Annotated in this window: 21 protein-coding genes and 1 pseudogene; 5 read left to right on the top strand and 17 right to left on the bottom strand. The window is 71.4% G+C overall.

All coding sequences use genetic code 11. The features are described 5' to 3' along the window. Window positions 1-4 precede the first annotated feature (4 nt). Window positions 5-1,051, bottom strand: a complete 1,047-nt coding sequence (locus tag AB0M95_RS20090) for a transposase domain-containing protein (RefSeq protein WP_363766527.1) — start codon at window positions 1,049-1,051, stop codon at window positions 5-7. Between the two features lie 299 nt (window positions 1,052-1,350). On the opposite strand from AB0M95_RS20090, the gene lhgO reads away from it, so the two are divergent. Then, window positions 1,351-2,565 carry an L-2-hydroxyglutarate oxidase gene (lhgO, locus tag AB0M95_RS20085; RefSeq protein WP_363766524.1) on the top strand — a complete coding sequence of 405 codons (1,215 nt, stop codon included), beginning with the start codon at window positions 1,351-1,353 and terminating at the stop codon, window positions 2,563-2,565. Between the two features lie 29 nt (window positions 2,566-2,594). On the opposite strand, the gene AB0M95_RS20080 is transcribed toward lhgO, so the two are convergent. The 5 genes from AB0M95_RS20080 to AB0M95_RS20060 form a co-directional block, all read right to left on the bottom strand. Beyond that, on the bottom strand, window positions 2,595-4,685 hold the full coding sequence (locus AB0M95_RS20080; RefSeq protein ID WP_363766521.1) for a catalase: 2,091 nt from the start codon (window positions 4,683-4,685) through the stop codon (window positions 2,595-2,597). Between the two features lie 361 nt (window positions 4,686-5,046). Continuing rightward, window positions 5,047-5,766: an MgtC/SapB family protein gene (locus tag AB0M95_RS20075; protein WP_363766518.1), complete on the bottom strand. Its 720-nt coding sequence runs from the start codon at window positions 5,764-5,766 to the stop codon at window positions 5,047-5,049. Between the two features lie 19 nt (window positions 5,767-5,785). Then, complete coding sequence (locus tag AB0M95_RS20070; RefSeq protein WP_363766515.1) at window positions 5,786-6,652, bottom strand: helical backbone metal receptor; 867 nt, start codon at window positions 6,650-6,652, stop codon at window positions 5,786-5,788. Window positions 6,653-6,812: 160 nt separating this feature from the next. Continuing rightward, on the bottom strand, window positions 6,813-7,829 hold the full coding sequence (locus AB0M95_RS20065; protein ID WP_363766512.1) for a (2Fe-2S)-binding protein: 1,017 nt from the start codon (window positions 7,827-7,829) through the stop codon (window positions 6,813-6,815). Window positions 7,830-8,072: 243 nt separating this feature from the next. Then, complete coding sequence (locus AB0M95_RS20060) at window positions 8,073-8,324, bottom strand: hypothetical protein (protein ID WP_363766509.1); 252 nt, start codon at window positions 8,322-8,324, stop codon at window positions 8,073-8,075. A gap of 65 nt (window positions 8,325-8,389) precedes the next feature. Here AB0M95_RS20060 and AB0M95_RS20055 point away from each other — a divergent pair, with 65 nt between their 5' ends. Beyond that, window positions 8,390-10,951 carry a glycosyl hydrolase family 18 protein gene (locus AB0M95_RS20055; RefSeq protein WP_363766506.1) on the top strand — a complete coding sequence of 854 codons (2,562 nt, stop codon included), beginning with the start codon at window positions 8,390-8,392 and terminating at the stop codon, window positions 10,949-10,951. Window positions 10,952-11,201: 250 nt separating this feature from the next. Further along, complete coding sequence (locus AB0M95_RS20050) at window positions 11,202-12,053, top strand: SGNH/GDSL hydrolase family protein (RefSeq protein ID WP_363766503.1); 852 nt, start codon at window positions 11,202-11,204, stop codon at window positions 12,051-12,053. Window positions 12,054-12,106: 53 nt separating this feature from the next. Here AB0M95_RS20050 and AB0M95_RS20045 read toward each other — a convergent pair. The 4 genes and pseudogenes from AB0M95_RS20045 to AB0M95_RS20030 all read right to left on the bottom strand — a co-directional run. Further along, window positions 12,107-12,232 (bottom strand): annotated as a pseudogene (locus AB0M95_RS20045) (DUF1445 domain-containing protein); the annotation flags it as partial. A gap of 23 nt (window positions 12,233-12,255) precedes the next feature. Further along, window positions 12,256-13,146, bottom strand: a complete 891-nt coding sequence (locus AB0M95_RS20040; protein ID WP_363766500.1) for a biotin-dependent carboxyltransferase family protein — start codon at window positions 13,144-13,146, stop codon at window positions 12,256-12,258. Further along, window positions 13,139-13,759, bottom strand: a complete 621-nt coding sequence (locus tag AB0M95_RS20035; RefSeq protein ID WP_363766497.1) for an allophanate hydrolase subunit 1 — start codon at window positions 13,757-13,759, stop codon at window positions 13,139-13,141. Before AB0M95_RS20035 ends, AB0M95_RS20040 begins: the two co-directional genes overlap by 8 nt. Next, window positions 13,756-14,544, bottom strand: a complete 789-nt coding sequence (locus tag AB0M95_RS20030) for a 5-oxoprolinase subunit PxpA (protein ID WP_363766494.1) — start codon at window positions 14,542-14,544, stop codon at window positions 13,756-13,758. Before AB0M95_RS20030 ends, AB0M95_RS20035 begins: the two co-directional genes overlap by 4 nt. A 234-nt stretch (window positions 14,545-14,778) precedes the next feature. Between AB0M95_RS20030 and AB0M95_RS20025 the strand changes: the two genes are divergently transcribed. After that, complete coding sequence (locus AB0M95_RS20025; protein ID WP_363766491.1) at window positions 14,779-15,468, top strand: GntR family transcriptional regulator; 690 nt, start codon at window positions 14,779-14,781, stop codon at window positions 15,466-15,468. A gap of 380 nt (window positions 15,469-15,848) precedes the next feature. Here AB0M95_RS20025 and AB0M95_RS20020 read toward each other — a convergent pair whose 3' ends face one another. Continuing rightward, window positions 15,849-16,043: a hypothetical protein gene (locus tag AB0M95_RS20020; RefSeq protein WP_363766488.1), complete on the bottom strand. Its 195-nt coding sequence runs from the start codon at window positions 16,041-16,043 to the stop codon at window positions 15,849-15,851. 315 nt (window positions 16,044-16,358) lie between these two features. Beyond that, complete coding sequence (locus AB0M95_RS20015) at window positions 16,359-16,571, bottom strand: hypothetical protein (RefSeq protein WP_358522893.1); 213 nt, start codon at window positions 16,569-16,571, stop codon at window positions 16,359-16,361. Window positions 16,572-16,877: 306 nt separating this feature from the next. Here AB0M95_RS20015 and AB0M95_RS20010 point away from each other — a divergent pair, with 306 nt between their 5' ends. Next, on the top strand, window positions 16,878-17,819 hold the full coding sequence (locus AB0M95_RS20010) for a hypothetical protein (RefSeq protein ID WP_363766485.1): 942 nt from the start codon (window positions 16,878-16,880) through the stop codon (window positions 17,817-17,819). Here the strand turns inward: AB0M95_RS20010 and AB0M95_RS20005 are convergent. The 5 genes from AB0M95_RS20005 to AB0M95_RS19985 all read right to left on the bottom strand — a co-directional run bounded on the left by AB0M95_RS20005 (window position 17,789) and on the right by AB0M95_RS19985 (window position 23,332). Continuing rightward, the gene (locus tag AB0M95_RS20005) at window positions 17,789-18,778 is read right to left on the bottom strand and encodes a sensor histidine kinase (RefSeq protein WP_363766482.1); all 990 of its coding nucleotides are present in this window, start codon (window positions 18,776-18,778) and stop codon (window positions 17,789-17,791) included. The genes AB0M95_RS20010 and AB0M95_RS20005 overlap by 31 nt on opposite strands. A 665-nt stretch (window positions 18,779-19,443) precedes the next feature. Next, window positions 19,444-20,190, bottom strand: a complete 747-nt coding sequence (locus AB0M95_RS20000) for a tryptophan 2,3-dioxygenase family protein (RefSeq protein WP_363766479.1) — start codon at window positions 20,188-20,190, stop codon at window positions 19,444-19,446. Window positions 20,191-20,202: 12 nt separating this feature from the next. Next, on the bottom strand, window positions 20,203-21,273 hold the full coding sequence (locus AB0M95_RS19995) for a diiron oxygenase (protein ID WP_363766477.1): 1,071 nt from the start codon (window positions 21,271-21,273) through the stop codon (window positions 20,203-20,205). After that, the gene (locus AB0M95_RS19990; protein ID WP_363766475.1) at window positions 21,270-22,502 is read right to left on the bottom strand and encodes an aminotransferase class I/II-fold pyridoxal phosphate-dependent enzyme; all 1,233 of its coding nucleotides are present in this window, start codon (window positions 22,500-22,502) and stop codon (window positions 21,270-21,272) included. The genes AB0M95_RS19995 and AB0M95_RS19990 overlap by 4 nt, the downstream gene beginning before the upstream one ends. Continuing rightward, window positions 22,502-23,332 carry an SDR family oxidoreductase gene (locus AB0M95_RS19985; protein ID WP_363766472.1) on the bottom strand — a complete coding sequence of 277 codons (831 nt, stop codon included), beginning with the start codon at window positions 23,330-23,332 and terminating at the stop codon, window positions 22,502-22,504. Before AB0M95_RS19985 ends, AB0M95_RS19990 begins: the two co-directional genes overlap by 1 nt. Window positions 23,333-23,399: the final 67 nt, after the last annotated feature.

Raw genomic sequence — 23,399 nt, 5'->3', positions numbered from 1 at the left:
AAGATCAGCGACGACGAGAAGAAGACTTCTCCCCGTAATTCCCCGATCTGTCGATCATCCCAATAGCCCGATTGCCTTCACCGCTTGGGATCAAGTGGATGGTGTCGGGCAGTCGAGGCAGGCCCGGGTCTTTCGCCTGGCGGCGGCGCCGGTACCACATGTTGTCGGACTCGCGTAGCCGCACCAGGCAGGAGCCGTCTTCCAGGCGGCGCACGATCGTGGCGGGCACGGACTTCGTCCCGTTCTTCACCCGCCAGATCAAGTGCGCGCCGGTGGCCGAAAAGCGGATCCACCGGGCCATGGAGAAGAAGTTCCGGTCCGCCAGGTTGACCGTTCCGGGGCCGAACGCGTCCACAAGGTCGTCGGCCAGGGGTTGCTCCCCGGTTCCGTAGGAGCCGATCGCCGCCGCGCGTACCCACCTGGTCGCACACGTGACCAGGGTGACCACTCGGGCATGCGGGTTGTTTCCGCCGGTGGGAACGGCGAACTGCTCCGCGCACGAGCCGATCGATGGCAGCGCCATCGTGGTTCCATCGATGGCGGTGACCACCAGCCCGAACGCGTACGCGCCAGGGATGCCGGCGCCGGCCTTCGGTTCCATCGCGGCGGCCTGGCCGGACAACTCGCGCAGCGGGGCCTCACTCAGCCGGGTCCTGGCCGAAGAGAACGCCTGCCCGGTGGGCACCGTGGCGGCGGGGGAACGCGCAGGAAGCTGGGCGAAGGTCCGCGCGAGCACCGAGTCGTAGCCTTCCCCGCTGTACAGGCAGCAGTTCAGCACAGCGGCCAACGTCACCTCGCCGGGCAGGTCCCGCCGCCGCTGATCGACATGTCCGGCTGCCTCCAGAGCCGCGATCACCTGCTCGGCGCTGACCAGGCGGCCCAGCAGCGACGGCCACCGATCGTCCGCACTCGTCCCCCTTTCGGCCGCCGGCCCGGCGGCGATCAACTCGCGCAGCGACCGCCGGACCTCCTCGACCGCGTCGGCGGACACCTTCGGCGAAATGGCGGACGCCGTGGACGAGACGAGCGCGGGCATGCCAGACTGCGACAACGAAGCTCCTGGATCGACGTTGGATCTCGACAATCCCCGTCCTACCAGGAGCTTTTCTACGTCGCAGGCCCCTCCAAAACCCTGACCCGATCTTTGCCGCCCGCGATCAAATCGGAAGTGGATCTACATTTCGACCCTAACTTGAGGGCGGTGGGGCTTGGCCCGCGAGCAACTGTACGAATTCGCCTTCGTGGGGGCTGGACTCAAGTTGCGTGGAGCGACCGCGGCGCCGATGCGGCCCATGGCAATGCCGCTGTTGTCGGCATGACGCTCGGTCCAAGGTGCGGAGACGTGATGCCGTGACCAAGCGAGTCGCAGTTGTCGGCGGCGGCATCATCGGCACCGCAGTGGCACGGGAGCTGACCCGTCGGCTGCCGGGGGTGGATCTGACACTCTTTGAGAAAGAGACCGGCTTGGCCCGACATCAGACCGGACACAACTCAGGTGTAGTGCACGCCGGCTTGTACTACGAGCCTGGTTCTCAGAAGGCCCATCTGTGTCGCCGTGGGGTCGGCCTGCTCACTGAGTTCGCCGAGGAGCACTCCATCGCCCATGAGATTTGCGGCAAGGTCGTCGTAGCCCGCACTGAAACCGAGGTCCAGTTGCTTCGGAATATCCTCAACCGGGCCGTCGCCAATGGAGTACCGGGGGTGGAACTACTATCCCCAGCAGCTTTACGCGACATAGAACCTCATGTGGAGGGTATGGCCGCACTCCACTCGCCGACCACCTCGATCATCGACTATGCCGCGGTCACAGAGGCCCTCGCGCGCGAGGTGGTCCTCGCCGGCGGGACCATCGAACTTGGCACACGGGTCACGCGCCTCGCATTTCAAGGAGGGTTGGTGCGGGTCACCTCGTGCCCGACAAGCGACCCGGCAAGCGCCGAGTCCGCGACGTACGACCTTGTGGTCACATGTGCGGGGCTGCATTCTGACCGTCTGGCCCCGAGGACCGGCGACCAACCTCGAATCATCCCCTTCTTTGGGACCTACCTGGAGGTGAGCGAGCCGCGGGCACATCTCGTGCGCGGACTTGTCTATCCGGTTCCAGATCCCCGCTACCCGTTCCTCGGCGTTCACCTCACGCCGACTGTGGACGGCCGGCTGCTGCTCGGACCTAATGCCTTCTTGGCACTGGACCGCGAGGGCTATGCTGCTCGGGCTTTCAATCCCCGCGATGTGGTCGACATCCTCGGCTTCCGGGGATTCTGGAGATTTGCGGCATCCAACACTCGCGCGGCGGCTCGGGAGCTGGCCGGGGTGCTCACGCCACGGTTCCTGGTCCGCGACGCCCAGACGATGTTTCCGGACCTCCGGCCTGCCGATGTGGCGCCGGCCGGTCGGGGCGTGCGTGCCCAAGCGGTGACGCCGGCCGGGCGGTTGCTCGATGATTTCGCGATTCGCTCGAGTGGCCCACTCGTAGAAGTGCTCAACACGCCCTCCCCGGGTGCCACGGCTTCGCTCGCCATCGCGGAGCACATCGTCAATGAGGCGTTGACAGTGTCCGCGTAGGTCATTCGGCTGGATCCCCGGTACGGAGATCAGGCCGGGACGGGGCGCGTCGCGCGGCGTGGGAAGCGGTACGCCGCCACGGCGGACGTGAACGCCGTCAGGAAGCCCTCCATGTCCGATTCGGAGGTCACGATCACCCCGCGCGTGGGATCGGGCGCGACCCGGGCGAGGTCGAGCAGGTCGGCGCCCTCGCCGATCGACCCGACCGGCTTGCCGTGCTTGTACGCCTCGGCCACGAAGTGCACCGCGTCGCCGTCCTCGGCCAGGGCGCGCACGCTCTGCGCGCCGCCGGGCACGACGACCGCGTCGTACAGAACCGACGCCGTGGTCGGCATGGGCCTGGTGACCATGAGCTCTTCGCCCGCAGTGCCCCGTACGGATCCGCCGCGCGCGGCGAGGACCTCGCAGATGGCGCCGCGCATGGTCAGCTCGGTCATGAGGCATCGCACGTGCGAGGCGTCGACGCCGTCCGCGACCAGGAACGCGATCTTCCTGGTGGCGATGGTGTCGGCGCGCTCGTGGTCCATGCTGAGCGCCGGGGAGCTGCGGCCGTGGTTGGGACGCAGCGGCGTGCCCGGCGGGTCCACGCCGATGCCCTCGGCGACGGTCACGGCGAGGTCGTGGTCGACCTCGTTGAGGTTGCGCACGACGCCTTCCTGCACGTGGCGGGCCGTGACCTTGCCCAGTTCGAACTGGAAGGCGGCGACGATGTGCGCGCGCTCCCAGTCGGACATGCTGTTCCAGAACAGCGTGGCCTGGCTGTAGTGGTCGGAGAAGCTCTCGCTCCGCTTGCGGATCTTGTACCCTTCGACCCGCTCCTGGTAGTGGTGGTACGCGCGCCCGTCGGCGGGCACCGGCCAGCCGCCGTCCAGCGAGTTCGGGTGGTAGGCCGCCTTGCCCTTGTCGATCCGCATCTGGTGGTAGCCCTCGCGATGATGGTTGTGGACGTCCACGACCGGGCAGTTGACCGGGATCTGCGGGAAGTTCGGCCCGCCGAGCCTGATGAGCTGGGTGTCGAGGTACGAGAACAGGCGGCCCTGCAGCAGCGGGTCGTTGGTGAAGTCGATCCCCGGGACGACGTTGCCGAGGTGGAAGGCGACCTGCTCGGTCTCGGCGAAGAAGTTGTCCGGGTTACGGTCGAGCACCAGCCTCCCCACCGGTCGCACCGGTACCAGTTCCTCGGGAATGATCTTCGTCGCGTCGAGGAGGTCGAAGTCGAACGCGTGCTCGTCCTCCTCGGCGACGAGCTGGACCCCCAGCTCGTACTCGGGGAAGGCGCCCTGCTCGATCGACTCCCACAGGTCGCGGCGGTTGAAGTCGGGATCCTTGCCCGCGATCTTCTGCGTCTCGTCCCAGACCAGGGACCGCTTGCCGAGCTTGGGCGTCCAGTGGAACTTCACGAAAGTCCCCAGGCCGTCCGCGTTGACGAGGCGGAAGGTGTGCACGCCGAAGCCCTGCATCATGCGGAAGCTGCGCGGCAGCGCCCGGTCGGACATCAGCCACATGATCATGTGGGTGGTCTCCGGCTGGAGCTGGACGAAGTCCCACAGCGTGTCGTGCGCCGACGACGCCTGCGGGATCTCGTTGTCCGGCTCCGGCTTCACCGCGTGGACGAAGTCGGGGAACTTCACGGCGTCCTGGATGAAGAACACCGGGAAGTTGTTGCCGACCAGGTCGAAGTTGCCCTGCCGCGTGTAGAACTTGGTGGCGAACCCCCGTACGTCCCGCACCGTGTCGGCGGAGCCGCGCGACCCGGCGACGGTCGAGAAGCGAACGAACACCGGCGTCCGCAGGCCGGGCGTGGTGAGGAACTCCGCGCGGGTGAACACGGACAGGGAGTCGTCGTAGGGCTCGAAGTAGCCGTACGCCCCCGAGCCGCGGGCGTGCACGACGCGTTCGGGGATCCGCTCGTGGTCGAAGTGGGTGATCTTCTCCCGGAAGTGGAAGTCCTCCATCAGCGTGGGACCGCGCTCGCTCGCCTTCAGCGAGTTGTCGGTGTCGTCGATGGGGATGCCCTGGTCGGTCGTGAGAACCGTGTCCCGCTTCTCGACCCGGGAGGGATCGAGCCGCCTGTCCTTCTCCGTGCGGTGGTGGTCGCCGCGGTGTTCGTCGCTGGTCATCGTCGTAACCCCCGATCAAACGTCGATCGATGGACCTCGGGCCCGTTCATCGTGGCCCGCAGGCCACGGGCTTCGCGCGGGGGCGGCACTGCAGGCCTCCTCGCGACGCCTTTCCGGGGGCGTAACCGGGGGAGTACGCCCGTCCGGGCGGTATGTTCTCGTGGCGCGAGCCCGTTCGCGGCGGCGCAGGCGATTGTGCGTGAGCACGAGCGACGCGCCGTAGACGACGTGCGCCGCGATCATGGTCACCTGCCGCCCGGGGCGGTCGCGGTGGGCGGGCGACAAGGTTACAGTGCCCCCGGCCGAGGAGCGCAAACCCGCGTCATCGCAGGTCAGAGGGCTCGTGTAGGTATAGCGGAGGTCAGGGGAAGGACGCGTCGGCGTCATGGCCGGCGACGGCGAGCACCCCGTCGATCTCGCTGAGCGTCGCGATGAGCTGGGGGATCGAGCCCGCGCCGTGCAGGCTGACCCACACGGTGATCGCCCGGGGGTCCCGCGAGGTGCTCTGCTGGTCGATCGACAGCTCGCTCAGGCTGAACCCCCGCCTCGTGCACTCCTCCATCACCTGCCGGAGCACGCCCCGGCCCTCGGTGTACCGCAGGTGGAGCCGCGAGGGCGTCAACTTGGAGACCGGCAGCAGGCGGGCCAGCGGCGCGAGGAGGTACATCGTCGCGAAATGCCCCGCCGTGACGACGAGGGCCAGCAGCCACAGACCGGCCCCGGCCGCCATCCCTACACCCGCCGTCAGCCAGATCGTCGCGGCGGTGGTCAGCCCGCGCACCGCGTCCCGCCGGATGAAGATCAGGCCCGCGCCGATGAAGCCGATGCCCGAGACGATCTGCGCGGCCACCCGGGACGGGTCCAGGGCGACGTGGGTGCCGAGCACGTCGAAGAAGCCGTACTTCGACACGATCATGATCAGGGCCGCCGCGAACCCGACGGACGTGTGGGTGCGCAGCCCGGCGCTCTTCTGCCGGACCTCCCGCTCGGCGCCGATCGCGGCGGAGAGCACGAACGCGAGGACGAGCTCTCCGATCTGCCGCCAGCCCTGCCCGGAGAGCTCCAGGTATGGCAGCCCCATCGACCCAGATTAGTGCAGGTCAGGGCGCTGGAGCGGCAAGGCGCAGCGCCTCGGCGAGTACGCCCGGCGCCTCGGCCAGCGACGGCCCGTACCAGGTGAGGTGGCGGCCGCTCACGAGCGCCGCAGGGACGCCGGGGAAGAACCCCGGGCCGTCGTCGGCGGTGAACCGGTACGGCTCGTCCGGCAGTACGACCAGGTCGGGGGCGGTCGCGAGCAACTCGGGCAGCGGGATCTTCGGGTACCGCTCCGGATGGCCGGCGTAGATGTTCTCGACGCCCAGGCGCAGGAGCACGTCGCCGAGGAAGGTGTCCCGCCCGGCGACCATCCACGGCTTGCGCCACACCGGGATCACGGCCCGCCGCGTGCGCGTGAGGTCTCCGGCCTCCTGCTGGGTGCGGGTGACGTCCCCGCGCGTGGCGTCCCAGCCCTCCTGCGGCGTGCGCGCGACGTCGCCGGCCTCCTGCCAGGCGCGTTCGGCGGCGGTCAGCCATGGCGGCTCCGGCAGACCCAGCGCACCGGTCAGCATGCGCCGCAGCGAGGACAGCGCGTCGTCGAGCGTCCGCACGTCGGTGACCCAGACCGGCACGCCCGCCGCGCGCAGCGCGTCGAGGTCGGGGACCCGGTTCTCCTCCTCGTTGGCCACGACCAGGTCGGGGGCGAGCGCGATCACGGCCGCGACGTCGGGGTTCTTGGTGCCGCGCACGCGGGCGACGTCGAGGTCCTCCGGGTGCGAGCACCAGTCGGTGGCGCCGACGAGCAGGCCGGGCGCCGTGGCCGCGATCGACTCGGTCAGCGAGGGCACCAGGGAGACGACCCGGCGCACCCGCGCGGGCAGGGGGACGGGCAGACCGAGATCGTCCTCGGCGAGCCGTGCATGCGCGTTCACGACGGACCTCCTGGCCCTAGGCGGTGGTCGGCACGGGGACGTTCCGAAGGGCGGCGGTGGTTCACGTGGAGACGTTCCGCGCGCCGGTGGTGGTTCAGGCGGGGACGTTCCCCGGGCCGGTGGCGGTGTGGGCGGGGAGTTATCGCCCGCAAGTGGCGGGTCACAGGGGGCCTCCTGTCAGGCGTGCCCACTGGGCCGCCCGGTCGGCGGTGGGGATCAGGGCGCAGTCGTCGCAGTAGCCGCCGGGCTGGACGCGGTAGTACAGGCAGCAGCTCGACCGGACGAACAGGTGTGTACCGGGCGCGGGCTCCGCGAGCCGGCCGGTCCCCGCGAGGACGCCGAGCCGCAGCACGTCGCCCACCAGGCGTGCCGCGCGCGGCGCGAGGTCGGGCCGGGCTTGCGGCAGCGTGCGCAGGATGCCGGCCAGCGCGGAGCCGGCATTGCCCCACAGCAGCCCGCTCGCGATCTTGCTCACACTGCGGAAGGCTTCGGCCAGGGGTTCCAGCATTTCGGTCACGACGGTCCGGTAGACCAGCTCGGCCACCTGACCGTTTCCCGTGCCGGGTCCTCCGATGATTCCGGCCGCACCGGCGGGCGCGGCGCCGGTTCCGGGGGCCAGGGTCAGGCCGATTCCAGGGCCGAAGGCCGGACTGGCTTCAGAGGCGGGGGCCGGGCCTGTCCCGGGGGCGGGGGCCGGGCTGGTTTCGGGGGCTGCACCGGTCGCGAGGGATGGGAGGACGAGCCAGCGCATGGTGGAGGGCGGCGCCCACAGAGGCAGCGGTCCGGTCGGGACCGGGCGCCACAGCAGGTGTTCGGACACGGTGGCCGGGAGCAGGCCGTACGCGCTGACCGTGCCGACCACTGGGGACCACATGCGGGCCGCGAGCCCCTGGAACAGGATGGACGCCGCGACCCGGTCCTCCCGGACGCCCAGCCGCCGCCTGTAGTCGGTGATCCGGGCGCGCAGGGCCTCGGTGTCGCGGGACAGCTCGCGCAGAGGCCGCCAGAGCGGCTCGTCCTCACGCCCGGCGTCGGACGAGATCTCGAAATACGGCCCGATGGCGGACACTTCGGCCAGGGCTTTCGTGACCAGAGCGGGTTCGGCGGTCACCATGCCGGAGGGGAAGCCCTCCGGGAGGTCACCCGGAGACGGAGTCGGAGACGGCGATGTCGTCACACCTCGCATTCTTCGTCACCCGCCCCGCCCGGCCGTGCCCGGCCCCGGGTGTCACTCGTCCCGCGTCCCCGGCCGGCCCCTCGACCTCGTCCCCGTCCCTGGCTGGCCCTCGGCCTCGCCCCCCGTCCTCGGTCGGCCCCTCGGCCTCGTCGTCGGCCGCGGCCCGGCTTCGTCGCGTCCCCGGAGCTTGTCCCCGGGCCTTGTCCTCGGGCCTCGTCCCCGGGGCCCGAGCGCTGTCTCGGGTCAGACGGCTTCCATGATTTCGTGCATGAGGTCGCTGTTCGCCATCTCCGACGCGACCGGGGTGGGGACGGCGGCCATGCCGTCGATCTGGACGGTCAGCTCAGGGGTGCTGAGGCCGGCGAGCACGGCGATCGAGTTGGCGGGGTAGCCGCCGTCGGGGTACCACCGGTCGAACGTTCGCTGCCGGTGACCGCGCTGACGTTCGAGTCGATCCTCTTCGCGGGACGCCCGGCCGTTTTGGGTCTTGCTCAAGGGTTGGCCCGGAGTTATGTTGCACGCAACTCTTAGGAAACTTTCCTAAAGGAAAGAGCTCCCACATGCGCCGATTCTCCGTTGTACTGCTGCTCGCGCTCGTGGCGACCGCCCTTGCGATCCCCGCGAACGCGGCGGCGGCCCGCCTCACCGCGGCGTTCACCCTGACCGGCACCCAGGGCAAGTTCGTCGTGAGCAACCCGGGCACCACCGCCGTGACCGGCTGGTCGATCCAGTTCGACCTTCCCGCCGGAGTGACCGTCTCCAACCCGCAGAACGCCACCGCCACCCAGAGCGGGACCCGCGTGACGCTCAACCCGGCGTACTACATCGCCACAGTCCAGCCGGGCGGGAACACCGAGCCGTACAGCCCGGCGTTCACGTTGAGCGCGGCGGCCCAGCCGGCGAACTGCACGATCGGTGGCGCCAACTGTGACGGCAGCGGAGAAGACCCGCCGCCCCCGGCGCCGCTGACCGCGATCTACTCCGCCTCGGGGACGACCGGCACGTACGTCGTCAACAACAACACCGCCACCGCGCTGAACGGCTGGACGATCACGTTCGACCTGCCCTCGGGCGTCACCGCGAGCGGCGCGCAGAACGCGACGATCAGCCAGAGCGGCACCCACGTCACGCTCACCCCCGTCTACTACAACACGACGGTCGCCGCGAACCGGAGCACCGAGCCGTACAGCCCGTCGTTCACGCTGAGCAGCGCGTCGGCCTCGCCCTCGAACTGCCGGGTCAACGACGTGCGCTGCGACGGCGCCGCCGACACCCCGCCCGGCGCGCCCGGAAACCTGCGCTCGCCGGTCAAGACGACCAGGACCGTCTCGCTGGCGTGGGACGCCTCCACCGGCGGCAGCCTGCCGGTCACGGGCTACCAGGTCTTCCGGGGCACCGCCCTCGCCGCCGAGGTGACCGGCACCAGCACCACCGTGACCGGCCTCACCCCGAACACCGCGTACTCGTTCACGGTGAAGGCCAAGGACCGCAAGGGCAACCTGTCCCCGGCGAGCGCCGCCCTGTCGGTGACGACGAGCAACCCGGCCGACGACACCCAGGCGCCGACCGTCCCCACCGGCCTGCGCAGCACGTCCACCGGCCCCGCCGAGATCGCGCTCGCGTGGACCGCCTCCACCGACAACAAGGGCGTGGCCGGGTACGACGTCTACAACGGGTCGGCCCTGGCCGCCAGCGTCATCGGCACCTCGGCGACGGTCACCGGCCTGTCGCCGTCCACCGAGTACACCTTCACCGTGCGGGCGCGTGACCTGTACGACAACCTGTCCGCGCCGAGCGCCGCGCTCAAGGTCAGCACGACCGACATCATCGGCAGCGGCTACGCGCGGGTCGGCTACTTCGTGCAGTGGGGCATCTACGGCCGCCAGTACTTCGTCAAGAACCTGGACACGACGGGCGCCGCCGCCAAGCTGACCCATCTGAACTACGCGTTCGCCAACATCGACCCGCAGAACCTGACCTGCCTGCAGGGCGTGACCCGGGGCACCACGACCAACCCGCAGGACCCGAACCAGGGCGACGGCGCGGGCGACGCCGACGCCGACTACGGGCGGCCGATGAGCGCCGCGCAGTCGGTGGACGGCCAGGGCGACACCGGCTGGGAGAGCCTGCGCGGCAACTACAACCAGCTCAAGAAGCTCAAGGCCAAGTACCCCAACATCAAGATCCTCATCTCGATCGGCGGCTGGACGTACTCGAAGTACTTCTCGGACGTGGCGGCCACCGACGCCGCGCGCAAGAAGTTCGTGGCCTCCTGCATCGACACCTACATCAAGGGCAACCTGCCCGTCTACAACGGCGCAGGCGGCCCCGGCAGCGCCGCGGGCATCTTCGACGGCATCGACCTCGACTGGGAGTGGCCGGGCGCCGAGGGCCACCCGGGCAACCACGTCAGCCCGAACGACAAGGCCGGCAACACGCTGCTGATCGCCGAGTTCCGCCGTCAGCTCGACGCGCTGACGCTGGAGACCGGCAAGCGGTACCAGCTCACCGCGTTCACCCCGGCCGACCCGGCGAAGATCGCCGCCGGCTGGGACCTGCCGGAGGTCGCCAAGTCCCTGGACATCTTCAACGTGCAGGGCTACGACTTCCACGGCTCGGGCAGCGACAACTCCTGGGAGCCGAACCGGACCGGTCACCAGGGCAACCTGTACGCCGACGCCGACGACCCGTACAGCTTCCACTTCAGCGTGGAGAACGCGATCAACGTGTACCTCCAGGCCGGGGTGAACCCCCGCAAGCTGACCATCGGCCTCGCCTACTACGGGCGCGGCTGGCAGGGCGTGGCGGACGGCGGCAAGTTCGGCGAGTGGCAGTCGGCGACCGGCGCGGCGCCTGGCCAGTTCCAGGAGGAGGCGGGCACGCGCGGCTACGCCAACCTCGTGGCGAGCGTGCCGGGCTGCACCGTGCGGCACGACGAGGTCGCGGTGGCCACGTACTGCTACACCGGCAACGGCGGGCAGTGGTGGAGCTTCGACGACACGTGGTCGATCCAGAAGAAGGCCGCGTGGCTGCGGTCGAAGAACCTGCTCGGGGCGATGATCTGGGAGATGTCCGGTGACCCGGGCACGCTCACCGGCGCCCTGGACGCCGCGCTGAGGTAAGGGGCGAGGAGTCAGGAGCCGCTCGGCCGGTCGTCCTCACGGGCGGCCGGTCGTTCGGTTTCCGGGATGCTCCCGTGCTGGTCGCGGGTGTTTCGCCCGGTCTTCGGGGTCTCGGCACGGGCGCCCGTGCCGAGACCCGACCTATGTTACCTACGAGTCAGTAATTTGTAATGTGAGCTTGTAAATCAGGCAAAGCGGGCTGACATTCTGATCAACCGTTGCCACGGGGGACCAGCCCCAGGAGGCCCGCTTGCCCACCCCACCCCCCACCCTCAGCCTTCGCGTCCTCGCCGTCCTCACCACACTCGTCAGCCTGCTGGCCGTCGTCGCCGTGGTCGCCGCTCCCGCGCCCGCCGTCGCCGCCGCGCCGCCCGTCCCCACGTCCATCGCCTCGATGGGCGACTCGATCACCCGCGGCTTCAACGCGTGCGGGTTCTACGTCGACTGCCCGTCACGGTCGTGGTCCACCGGGTCCACCACGTCCGTCAACAGCCACTACCTGCGCGTCCGCAACGTCTCCCCGTCCCTCGTCGCCTACAACGACGGCAAGACGGGCGCCGTGGTCGCCGACATGACCGCCCAGGCCCAGCAGGCCGTCTCCCAGCGCGTCGGTTATGTCACGATCCTCATCGGCGCCAACGACGCGTGCACCTCCTCGGAGTCCACGATGACCTCGGTCGCCGACTTCGAGGCCCGGTTCCGCTCGGCGATGAGCACGCTCACCACCGGCCTTCCCGGCGCGTCGATCTTCGTCGCCAGCGTCCCCGACGTGAAGCGGCTGTGGGAGGTCGGCAAGGACAACACCGCCGCCCGCACGGCCTGGGCGGCGTTCGGCATCTGCCAGTCGCTGCTCGCCAACCCCCGCTCCACCAGCGCCGCCGACGTCGAGCGGCGCGACCGCGTGCACCAGCGCGTCGCCGACTACAACGCCGTGCTCGCCCGCGTGTGCGGCGAGGTGGCGACCTGCAAGTACGACGGCGGCGCGGTGTTCAGCTACCCGTTCGCCCTCTCCCAGATCAGCACCTGGGACTACTTCCACCCCAACACCACCGGCCAGCAGGTGCTCGCCTCGGTGACCTACGCCGCCGGCTTCGGCTGGTAGCGGACCTCAGGAGCCACTGGGAGCCGCCGGGATTCGTCGGGATTCGCCGGGAATCACGGCACGACGTACGTCGCGTCCCGGGCATCGGTGATCGCCATGTGCCCGGGCGCGTGCCCGATCGCGAAGGGCGGCCGTGACGCGGTCACGGCCGCCTGCGGCGTCACCCCGCAGGCCCAGAACCGTTCCGGCCGGAAACGCCCTTCTAGTCCGCGCTCAGCCGGAACCGGACCCGCTGCCCCGGGCGGACCTGCGCCGCGCGGTCCACGTCCCGCGTGCGCACCACCGCGATCACCGGATAGCCGCCGGTCACCGGGTGGTCGGCCAGGAAGAGCGTCGGCTGCCCTGACGGCGGCACCTGGAGGGCCCCCGGCACCATGCCCTCCGGGGGGAGCTCCCCGTCCCGCACGCGTTCGAGGACCGGCCCGCGCAGCCGCATGCCGACCCGGTTGCTGTCCGCCGTCACCTCGTACGGCTCCGCGCACAGCGCCCGCAGCGCGCCCGAGGCGAACCAGTCGTCCCGCGGCCCCGGCAGGACGGCGAGGACGGGCACGTCGTCGCGCGGCTCGGCGACCGCCGCCAGGTCCACGCCGGGGAAGCGGCCCGGCGGCGGGCCCACCGGCAGCAGCGCGCCGGCCCGGAGCAGGTCCGGGCCGAGCCCCGCCATGACGTCCGTGGCCCGAGACCCGAGCACCTCGGGCACGTCCAGCCCACCCCGGACCGCGACGTACGTGCGCAGGCCGTACCTCGGCACCCCGAGCCGCAGCGTCGCCCCGTCCGGCAGGCGCTCGACGGCGTGATGGCCGATGCCGCGCGCCCGCCCGGACGCCTCGATCACGGTCCCCGGGCACGGCGCGCCGCTCAGCGCGACCAGCAGGTCGCCATGCGCGCGTACGGCCAGGCCGCCCAGCGTCACCTCCAGCGCCGCCGCGCCCTCGGGGTTGGCCAGCAGCCGGTTGGCCAGCCGCAGCGAGCCCCGGTCGGCCGCGCCGGAGCGTCCCACCCCGAGATCGCCCCGCCCGGGACGCCCGAGATCCTGCACGCTCGCCAGCGGCCCGGTCGCGACCACCTCCAGCAGGCGGAACGTCTCACCCACGGCCGGCCTCCACGAACCGGACGCGCGCGCCGGGTCGCAGCAGCGCGGGCGGGTCGGCGGCGACGTCCCAGACCGTCAGCTCCGTGCGGCCGATGAGCCGCCAGCCGCCGGGGGACTCGCGCGGGTACACCGCGCTGAACCCCGCCGCCAGCGCCACCGCCCCGGCCGGCACCCGCACGCGCGACTCGGTCCTGCGGGGGACGCGCAGCCGGGGGTTGCCGCCGACCAGGTAGGCGAACCCGGGGGCGAAGCCGGAGAACGCCACCGTCCACAGCGTGCCGGTGTGCGCCTCGACCACCTCGCGCTCGGACATGCCGGTCAGCCCGGCGACGTCGGTGAGGTCGGCGCCGTCGTACACGACGGGGACCGTCACCTCGCCCGCCGCCGCGCGCCGTCCCGGGGCCGGGCGGGCGTTCAGGACCGCCGACTCGACCGACCCCCGGTCGGCGGGGGGCTCGAACCGGACGAGCAGGGTGCGCGCGGCGGGCAGGATGTCGGTGACCCCGGGCGGGGGGTCGGCGGCGAGCGTGTCGTACAGGGCGAGCACCTCCGCCGCGCCGCCCACCTCCACCAGGACGGCGCCGTCGCCGCAGCGCCGGAACCGCGGGCTCACCGGGGCCTCGCCTCGCCGGCGAAGGACACGATCTCGAACCCGGACGCGGCGAGTGCCTCACGGACCTTGCGGGCCATGGGCACCGGGTCCGGGCTGTCGCCGTGGACGCAGATCGACGCCGCCCGCAGCGACAACGGCGTGCCGTCCACGGCCTCCACTGGATCGCCCTGGGCCACGCGCAGGCAGCGCCGCGCCACCTCCTCCGCATCGTGCAGCACCGCGCCGGGACGGCCGCGCGGGACGAGCGTCCCCTCCGGCGTGTAGGCGCGGTCGGCGAAGAACTCGCCGATCGGGGTCAGCCCGGCGGCCTCGGCCATGCGCAGCCACGCGGAGCCGGGCAGGCCGAGGACCGGCAGGCTCGGATCGTAGGCGCGGACCGCCGCCACGACGGCGGCGGCCTGCACCTCGTGGTGGACGATCGCGTTGTACAGCGCGCCGTGCGGCTTCACGTAGGAGACCCGGCCGCCCGCCAGGCGCGCGAAGGCGTCCAGGGCGCCGATCTGGTAGACGATCTCGTCCGCCAGGTCGCCGGGCGGCACCTCGATGAAGCGGCGCCCGAAGCCCGCCAGGTCCCGGTACCCGACCTGCGCGCCGATGGCGACGCCGCGCGCGACCGCCGTCTCGCACGTGCGCCGCATGATCGTCGGGTCTCCCGCGTGGAAGCCGCACGCGACGTTGGCGCTGGTCACGATGGCCAGCAGCGCCTCGTCGTCGCCGAGCTCCCAACGGCCGAACCCCTCGCCGAGGTCGGAGTTGAGGTCGATCGTTCTGATCAGGCGGGACATGTGGTGCTCCGGGGTCGCTGTTCCTGGTTCCAGTGTGGTCCGTCGCTCGCGCGGCGGTCGGGCCGGGCTCAGATGAGCCGGCGGGCCCGTGTCTCCGGCAGCCCGAGCGGCGCCACGACCGCGAGGCCGTACGCCAGGGTGGTGATGGATTCAACATAAGGATCGTCCTACGATTTGACAATAGCCTAGTGCTAAGATTCTTTCCGTCCACGTCACGGAGAGGGTTGAACGGTCGTGATCGATAGTGCGGAGGCCGCGGCCGCGCGGCTGGCCATGGACCGCGACCTGCTCGGGCGCACCAGCACCGCCGAGCGCGTGGCGGCCATCCTGCGCGAGCGCATCACCGAGGGCGTCTTCGAGCCCGGCGTCCGGCTGCCGGAGGAGACGATCGGCACGGCCCTCGGCGTCTCCCGCAACACGCTGAGAGAGGCGTTCCGCCTGCTCTCGCACGAGCGGCTGCTCGTCCACCAGCTCAACCGCGGGGTGTTCGTCCGCCACCTCACCGCCGAGGACGTCGTCGACCTGTACCGCGTCCGCAGGCTCGTCGAGTGCGCCGCGATCCGGGACGCCGCCCCGCCCTCGCCCGAGGCGCTGGCCGCCCTGCGCGAGGCGCTCGTCGCGGCCGAGGGCGCGGCGGCCGAGGAGCGCTGGCAGGACGTCGGCACCGGCAACATGCGCTTCCACCAGGCCGTCGTCGCGCTCGCGGGCAGCGGCCGGCTCGACGAGATGATGCGCCAGGTGCTCGCCGAGTTGCGGCTGACCTTCCTCGCGATGAAGAACCCGCGCGCCTTCCACGAGCCCTACATCGCGCGCAACCACGAGATCCTCAAGCTGATCGAGGCGGGCGACGCCCCGGGAGCCGAGCGCCTGCTGGACGACTACCTCGCCGACGCCGAGGCGCAGCTCCTCCGCGCCCACTCCTGAGCGGGCCGCGGCCGTGCTGGTAGGGGCCGATTGGGATCGTCATGAGAGTGGTGGCGCCGCCGGGCCGCCCGGCTTCGGTCACCGGTTCGCCGCCGATCCGCCGGGAAGGGACGCGGGAGGACGGTGAGGCGTGACGCGCCGCCCGTGGCGGCCGTGGCCGTCCGCGCGCGTAAATTCGGGGGCGTGAATTCTCGCGCATTCCTATCGTTTGACGCGACGATCACGGCGGTGGGTTGATCGCGCGTTACGGGCGGGCGTTCAGGGCGGGGATTTTCGGCGAAGGCCCGGTGTGCCCGCCGGACGGCCAATAGGGGGCCCAAAAAACAAAAACGGCCGGAGCCTCCGCTCCAGCCGCCATGTTCCCGGGCCCGATGAAGTGATCATCCCCAGGGGGTGTTGCCGTTCTGGGTCGGCGTCGGAGTCGGGGTCGCGGTGGTGCCGTCGGCGAGGTTGGCCACCGCGGTGGGCTGCGCTGTCGCCACGAAGGCCGTCGTCGCGAGGGCGGCGGTGCCGCCGGTGGCGATGACCGCGAGAACGATGATCCGGGTGGCGGTGGTCTTGATGTGGTTGCTCATCGGGCTGACCCCTCGTCTGTGGCCGGTGGCTCACGTCCGTGCCGTTTTCCTGCTCGCAATGACGAAGTTATTAGGGGTCGCTATCCAGGCTCTATCGGCACGCTTCTGCGCCGCCACCCCCCATAGGGGGTTCTTCGATAGCGGTATTTCGCGTGTGCTGGTGGGGGTGCTGGGAATCGGCCGGACGCTTGTGACGCCAGAGGCGCCCCGCCCGCGGGGACCCGGCGCCGCCTCCCCCGGGCGGTGGCGGGAGCGCGTGTGCGGCGGGGGAGGGGCGACGATAGTGATCAAGGGGTGGGTGCGGCCCCGCCGGGGTCAGAGCGCGGTGCCTCCGCCGGACCTGAAGGGGCCGAGCCATGCCAGGACGACACTTCCGAAATTCACGAAAATGACGCGCGGCGGACTGTTCGCCGTCTCGCTGACCAGGAGCCTGACGACGGTCCCGTCCTGCATCCAGGCGGCGAGGTCGTCCTCGCTGGGCTGGTCACCGTGCAGGCGGAGCATCTGGTCGTGAGCCTGCCCGGTCATGCGGATGTGTAGCTCGCACGTTGGGTCGGTGTGCGCCATGGAGGGCCGTCCGGGGTGTTATTGACCGCGCCGAAATCGCCGCCGCTCGCATCCAGCGTACTCCCCGGGGAATCGGTACCCACATGACACCCCTATCGATGAGTGGCGAAAAAGCTCTAAATCACCCGATCTAGCGTGCGGACCCCTATAGGGGGATATTTCCTTGACCGTGCCCTCCGCCGATCGCAAAGTCGCAGTGGAACTGATCGCCCGCCGGTATTCAGCCTCCCCGACTCCCATGACCTTCGACGTCTGTGAGGGTGTGCCATGACGTTGACCGAAGCCGCCGACAGCCACCGTTCCTCCGACTCCACCGTCGCCGCCCGGAACCGGGCCCGTCTCGTCCTCCTCAGCGTCCTCGCGGGCGCGGTCGCCGCCTCCCTGTGGTCCTTCCACTTCGTCGACAGCGTCATCGGGGACAACGTCGCCAACACGCTGCTCGGCTACGACGCCAAGGGCACCGCCATCACCGGCGTCGTCGCCGGGGCGATCTTCGCGTTCGTGTCCGGGCTCGCCGGCACCTTCACCGCCTGCAACGTGGCCGCGTTCGGCGCGGTGCTCCCCTTGGTCCGCCAGGGCGCGTCCTGGCGGGACCGCCTGCGCGAGACGCTGCGCCCGCTCAGCCGCCTGGCGCTCGGCATGATCGTCGTCAGTGGTGTGTACGGCGCCGTCGGGGCGCTCCTCGGCGAGCGTCTGCCGCAGCTCTCGAAGGCGACGATCGGCGACGGGCTGCCCGTGCGGCTGCTCCAGGCGTCCGTGGTGTTCGGGCTGGTCGGGCTGGCCTTCCTCTGGCTCGGCCTGGCCTCGCTGAAGATCCTCCCCGACCCGCTGGCGCGCCTGGAGCGCCGCTACCCGAACGTGCGCATGGTCGTGCTGGGCGCGCTGGTCGGCGGCTTCCTGATCGGCCGCCCCTTCCCGCTGTTCCACAAGCTGTTCGAGTACGCCGCCGAGATCCACAACCCGCTGTACGGGGCCGCGGTGTTCATCCTGCAGTCTCTCGGCAACATCGTGGTGATGGCGGTGCTGTTCGCCGTCCTCATGCTCGCCGCGCGCGGGCGCTTCCCCCGGTGGCTGGCGGCCAAGCCCGGACGCCTGGCCACGGTGGCGGCGGTCGCCTTCCTCGTCGCGGGCTCGTTCACCCTGATCTACTGGGACATCCGCCTGCCGTCGATGTTCGGCTACGGCTGGTATCCCGTCGTCCCCTGGTAGGTCCGCGCCGGATCGAAGTGCAGGCGCACGCTGGTGCCCGACGGGCGGTGGTGGACCCGCACCAGGTCGGCCAGCTCGTTGACGATGACCAGGCCGCGGCCCCGCCTGGTGTGGTCCGGCGGGGGGATCCGCCCCGCGAGGGGGTCGGTGATCTGCCCCGAGTCGTCGAGCTGGCACACCAGCGTGCCGTCTTCGAGCCAGACCGTCACCGTTCCGGGTCCGCAGGTGTACTCGGCGGTGTTGGTCGCCAGCTCGTTCATCGCGATGAGGACGTCGCCGACGCGCCGCTCGTCCAGCCCCGCCGACGCGCCGCAGTCGGCGAGGAAGGCGCGCACGCCCGGGAGCCCGCCCGTGCCGTTGAACGTGTGGGACGCGGCGTGCGGCGGGGGCGCGGGCAGCGGCTCGTCGAACAGGGCGGCGGCCTGCGCCGGGCCGGTGTAGGCAGGGCTCGGCCGCGAGCCCGCCGCGTCCTGGAGCAGGGGGTGCGTGCGCTCGGCGTCGGCGAGCGCGCGCGCCTCCAGCCCCGTGGTGTCGTAGGGGCAGAGGATGGTGGCCTCCCGGCCGGCGAACGCGGCGTTGATCAGGGCCTCGTGCGTGGCGCAGGCCGGGTACTCCAGCTCGGTGCGGCCCTTCCAGATCGGCTCCCCGATGATCCACACGCGGCGCCCGGGGTGCGCGTGGGCGAAGGCCAGCAGCACCGAGGGGATGATGCGGCCGGGGTTGCGGCCCGCGACCGCCATGTCCGCGAACTTCACCCGGCCGGCGTCGTCGCCGAGCCCCGCGCGGATCGCCTCGCCGCCGCCGGGCACGGCCACCATGGCCGGGTCGCCGAGCGCCAGCGCCTCCCGCAGGAACGCCGTGCACCGCGACGTGTACTCGATCTCGTCGCGGTAGAACAGGCCGACGTGCCGGAACGGTTCGACGGCCTGGGCAGGTGTTGCCGGTGATGTCTGCTTCATAGCTGGTTGCCCGAAGTGGAGGGGGCGCGGGCCGTCCGCGCCTCGGTATTTCGCCGGCGCTCCTCGCCGGGAAACGCCTTGTTCGTCCAGCTCATATCGCCTACCGCCCTGTAGTCCCGCATATGCACTTCCCCGTGCCGCGGCGATCTCACGCGGCGGCCTCTCGATCACGCGGGCGGGTCGGCGATGTGTGGTTGACCTGCCTTTCCTTCAAATTGAACCTCATTTGCCCCAGTCCAGGCAAAACGTGGTGCAACGGCCCTTGTGACCACATGCTCCGACGCCAATGGCGCCGACCAGCCCCATGGCCGGGTGCGGCGCCGGTCGCGGTGGAGGTGCAGGCGGCGGCAGACCGCCGGGGCCACCCCTAGGACCCGGATCGCACACCCCGTGACCTGGCAGACGCGCATCGTGATTGCCGAGGGGCCGGATCTCCACTTATGCTGCGCCCCATGGGAATCCCTACCGAACCGATCGGCAGCATCCCCCGACCCCCCGCCCTGCTCGCCGCCCTGTCCGACCACGCCGAGGGGAAGAGCAGCCTCCCTCACCGCCCACCGCGGACGAGGGAGGCTTTCGGCGTTCCCGGCGGGCAACCTTCCGCGCGGCCGGGGCGTACTTGAGGGCATGAGACGGGACCAGCGCCCACGGGGGCCGGGCTGGGGTCAGCGCAGGGCCGAGCGCAGCTCCCACAGTTCGGGGTAGAAGCGGTCGCCGAGGCGGGCGGTGAGGTGGGCGGCGCCGGTGGTCCCGGCGGTGCCCGCCCGGCGGCCGATCTGGCGTTCGACCATGAGCACGTGCCGGAAACGGAAGGCCGACCACGCCTGGTCGTGCTCGACGAGGGCCTCGGCGAGCTCCCAGAGCGCCGCGTGGTCGGCCCGGTTCGCGGCGATCTCCAGGTAGGTGGCGAACCTGTCCCCTTTGGTGCCCACGCGGAAGCCCGCCTTGACCAGGACGGCGAGGAAACCGTCCCACAGCGTCGGCGTGGACGCGCCGGGACGCGGCTCGCCGGACAGCAGTTCGATCGCGCGGAACTGCGCCGACTGCGCGCCGCTCGCCGAGCCGAGCGCGTCACGGAACCGCAGGAAGTCCGGCGGCGACATCGTGTCGAGGATGTCGAACTGGTCCACCAGCATGCGCGCGATGACGTGGCACCGCCGCAGCCGCAGCCGCGGAAGGTAGCCGTCGCCCGCCATCATGTGGTCGCGGGCGTCGGACAGCTCAGTCAGCATCTGCCGGAACCACAGCTCGCATACCTGGTGCACCGTGATGAACAGCAGTTCGTCGTGCTCGACCGGGACGGACCTCGGGCGCCGCAGGTCGAGCAGGGCGGGCAGGCGCAGGTACTCCTCGTAGGTCAGTGACGTGAGTGACGTTGGTGACGAGACCGACGTGGGTGACGTGGGTGACATGGTGCCGACCCTTCATGGCCGCGGTGACGATGGGTGGCGCGTCGTTGGGTGCTGTGCCGGAGGGTCCTGCGGAGAGGGAAGACGTCCAGATGTGTCCTGCGGAGACGGAGGATGTCCCGATGCGTCCTGCGGAGACGGGGGGCGTCCCGGCGGGTCCTGCGGGGACGGCAGGAGGCGGTGCGCGGCGAACGCCTCGGCGGCGCCGGGGACGTCCAGCACGCCCGCCGACTGGAAGGTCCGCACGGTGGCCTGGCAGGTGTCGGCGAGCTGCCCGGCCGCGGCCTCGCCGAGATAGCAGTCCGCGACGACCTGGTCCGCGGTGGCGGCGTCCAGGCCCGCCAGCAGGAGCGAGGCGCGAACCGGCTCGACGTCCCAGGTCAGGCACGCGTGGACGAGCGCGGGCAGCGTCCGGGCCACCGGCGCGCGCAGGCCGGGGTCGATGCCGGTCCACAGCTCGGCGAAGAAGCCCGAGAAGAAGCGGTGGTGGCGGCCCTCGTCCTTGGCGTGGTCGCGGGTCAGGTCGCGGACGACGCCGACCACGGACGGGTCGTTCGGGATCTCGTTGAGCACGGCGGTGATGAGCGTCTCGAACACGACGGTCTGCAGCAGCGGCACCAGCGCGGGCGCGTCCGGCAGCAACGCGCGTCCGGTCAGCTCCAGCCGGTCCACGAAGCCGCCGTAGTCCCACGGCGGGATCGCGATGCCGGTCGCGTCCGCGATCTGGCCGGCGAGGTCGAGGCTGTACAGCGCGTGGTAGCCCTCGTCGCAGTAGACCTTGAAGGCGTCCAGCCGCGCGGACACCGGCAGGTCGAGCCCGGCGCGGTTGTTGGCGATCAGTTCGGCGGTGGTGTTGACGACCCGCGTCTCCAGGTGCGTGGTGGAGAGCAGGAACTGGTAGAGGTGCCGGACGGTGAGCTCGCGCCGCCGCTCGGGCGGCAGGCCCGCCAGCGCCTCGTGGTCCAGATAGGGAACAAGGCGCTCGGGGTAGAAGACCTTGCCGGCCTCGGTCTCCTGCGCGAACATGCGGCGAGCCCCGGTCCGGACGCCCGCCGTCTCGTACCACTGGCCGAAGGGACTCCTCACGGCGTATCTCCCATGCGTGCGAGCCGGGCGACGCCGGCGGCGACCGTGCCGGCGTCCGTGGAGTGGCAGAGCCGGAACCAGCCCGGCCGGGGGCAGCCGAACACCGTGCCGGGCAGGATGTTCACCCGCGCGGAGTGGAAGATCCGCCGCCACAGCTCGTGCTCGCCCTCGGCCGTCTTGTCGGGCAGGCGCTCGCTCAGGTCGATCCAGATCGAGAAGCCGCCGTCGGCCTCGACGTGCGGGATGCCGCCGTCCGCCAGCAGGGCCGCGGCGGACGAGTACGAGCGGCCGAGCCGGCGCCGCGACTCGTCGAGGAAGTCCCGCACCCACGGCGTGTCGTCGAGCAGCCGCGTCAGCGTGGCCTGGGTCTGGGTGGAGACGGGCGCGAAGTACGCCAGAGCGCGGGCGGCGGCGCGCACGTCCGGGTCGCGGGTGTGCAGCACGCCCACCTTGAGGCCCGGCAGGCCGAAGTCCTTGGCGAACCCCCAGATGCCGTGCACCCGGTGGGCATGGTCGCCCGAGAGGGCGGGGTCGAGCATGCTGACGAACGGCTCCGCGCCGAACACCGAGTGGGCGTAGATCTCGTCGGCGATCACGTCCACGTCGTGCGCCCGCGCCACCCGCAGCACCTCCCGCAGCACGGGCTCGGGGTGGACGTGCCCGACCGGGTTGGACGGCGAGGTGATCGCCACGGCGCGCACCGTCACGCCGTCGCGGTGCGCCGTCTCCAGCACACGGTCGACGACCTCCGGATCCAGGGCGTACCCGGTGGCCTCGTCCATCGGGGCGGGGATCAGCCGGGCGCCGGAGCGGCCCGCCAGGTCGGTGTCGAACGCCGCGTAGTACGGCGCGGGCACCACGATGGCCTCGCCCGGGTCGCACAGCGCGGTGGCGAGCACGTCCAGCGCGGCGGTCGCGCCGCTGACCACCACCACGTCGTCCGGGTCGATCATGGTATTCCAGCGGGGCCCGAGCAGCGCGGCGACCGCGGCCCGCAGCTCCGGGGTGCCGTGCAGCGGCCCGTACTGGCAGTCGGGCGCGCGCGGCGGGCCCGCCTCCGCCAGGCGGGGGGCGAGCAGGTCCCACACGAGGCGGTTGTCGGCGGTGCCCAGGTTGACATGGCCACCCGGGTTGTCGGTGGCGTGGTACGGGTCGGCCTCGGCCTCGAAGTGGGCCGCCGCGATCGCCGGGACGTCGGCGACGAGCCGCCGGGCGGTCCGCGACAGCATCAGTGCACGCCTTCCGGTTGCGATTCCACGGGCGCGGCGGCCGGCATGCCGGTCAGCAGGCCCGGGTGCACGCCGAGGCCCATGGACGCGTCGATCACCGCTCCGTGCAGCGGCACGGCGTGGTCGCCGGTCAGCCACCACACGACCTCGGCGATCTCCTCGGGCTGCAGCAGCCGTCCCCGGGGCAGGCGCGACTCCAGCGCCGCCCGCTCGCCGGTCGTCAGCCCGGACAGCGTGCTCGCCTCCAGCATGGCCGTCTCCACCGCGCCCGGGCTGACCGCGAAGACCTCGACCGGCCGGTGCGCCAGCTCCGCGGCCAGTTGCCGGGTGAGGTAGGCGAGCGCGGCCTTGCTCATGCCGTCGGCGATGTGGAAGCCGGGGAACACGGAGATGCCGCCGCCGACGCTCGCGACGTTCACCACCTTGCCGTAGCCGCGTTCGAGCATGCCCGGCAGCAGCCGCTGGATCAGCCACAGGGGGCCGACGCTGTTGACGCGCAGGAAGGCGGCCACGCGCTCGTGGTCGGGGCCGGGGACGTAGTCCTCCACCGTCTTGGAGCCGACGGCCGCGTTGTTGACCAGCACGTCCACGGGGCCGGGCAGCGCGTCCAGAAGCTGTTCGTGACTGGCCCAGTCGCCCTGGTCGAACTCGAACGCCCCCGACTGCGCGTCCGCGTCGGCCAGTTCGGCCACGAGTTCCTCGGCCCTGGACCTGCCGGAGCGGTAGGTGAACCACACCCGGTCACCTCCGGCGGCGAACCGCCGTACGCACGCCCGTCCGATTCCGGCCGAACCGCCGGTCACCAGCACCGTCCGCGATCTCGCCGGCATCGCACGCCTCCTGTCCGCCGGTCGGCCCGGGCCGACCGCTCGTGCCTCTCATATGCCAGGTCGTGCG

Origin of the sequence: Sphaerisporangium sp. NPDC051017, assembly GCF_040683095.1 — a bacterium.
Classification (GTDB): domain Bacteria; phylum Actinomycetota; class Actinomycetes; order Streptosporangiales; family Streptosporangiaceae; genus Sphaerisporangium.
Note: the sequence above shows the minus strand (reverse complement) of the source record. Positions and strands in the feature narration are given on the sequence as shown.

What these genes read in the sequence shown, in the direction of transcription:
- AB0M95_RS20075 (WP_363766518.1), bottom strand. Translation starts at nt 5,766, where the DNA reads ATGGGGCTGCCATACCTGGAGCTCTCCGGGCAGGGCTGGCGGCAGATC.
- AB0M95_RS20030 (WP_363766494.1), bottom strand. Translation starts at nt 14,544, where the DNA reads ATGTCCCGCCTGATCAGAACGATCGACCTCAACTCCGACCTCGGCGAG.
- AB0M95_RS20020 (WP_363766488.1), bottom strand. Translation starts at nt 16,043, where the DNA reads ATGAGCAACCACATCAAGACCACCGCCACCCGGATCATCGTTCTCGCG.
- AB0M95_RS19990 (WP_363766475.1), bottom strand. Translation starts at nt 22,502, where the DNA reads ATGCTGTCGCGGACCGCCCGGCGGCTCGTCGCCGACGTCCCGGCGATC.
- AB0M95_RS19985 (WP_363766472.1), bottom strand. Translation starts at nt 23,332, where the DNA reads ATGCCGGCGAGATCGCGGACGGTGCTGGTGACCGGCGGTTCGGCCGGA.
- AB0M95_RS20010 (WP_363766485.1), top strand. Translation starts at nt 16,878, where the DNA reads ATGACGTTGACCGAAGCCGCCGACAGCCACCGTTCCTCCGACTCCACC.
- AB0M95_RS20005 (WP_363766482.1), bottom strand. Translation starts at nt 18,778, where the DNA reads ATGAAGCAGACATCACCGGCAACACCTGCCCAGGCCGTCGAACCGTTC.
- AB0M95_RS20015 (WP_358522893.1), bottom strand. Translation starts at nt 16,571, where the DNA reads ATGACCGGGCAGGCTCACGACCAGATGCTCCGCCTGCACGGTGACCAG.
- AB0M95_RS20080 (WP_363766521.1), bottom strand. Translation starts at nt 4,685, where the DNA reads ATGACCAGCGACGAACACCGCGGCGACCACCACCGCACGGAGAAGGAC.
- AB0M95_RS20055 (WP_363766506.1), top strand. Translation starts at nt 8,390, where the DNA reads ATGCGCCGATTCTCCGTTGTACTGCTGCTCGCGCTCGTGGCGACCGCC.
- AB0M95_RS20000 (WP_363766479.1), bottom strand. Translation starts at nt 20,190, where the DNA reads ATGTCACCCACGTCACCCACGTCGGTCTCGTCACCAACGTCACTCACG.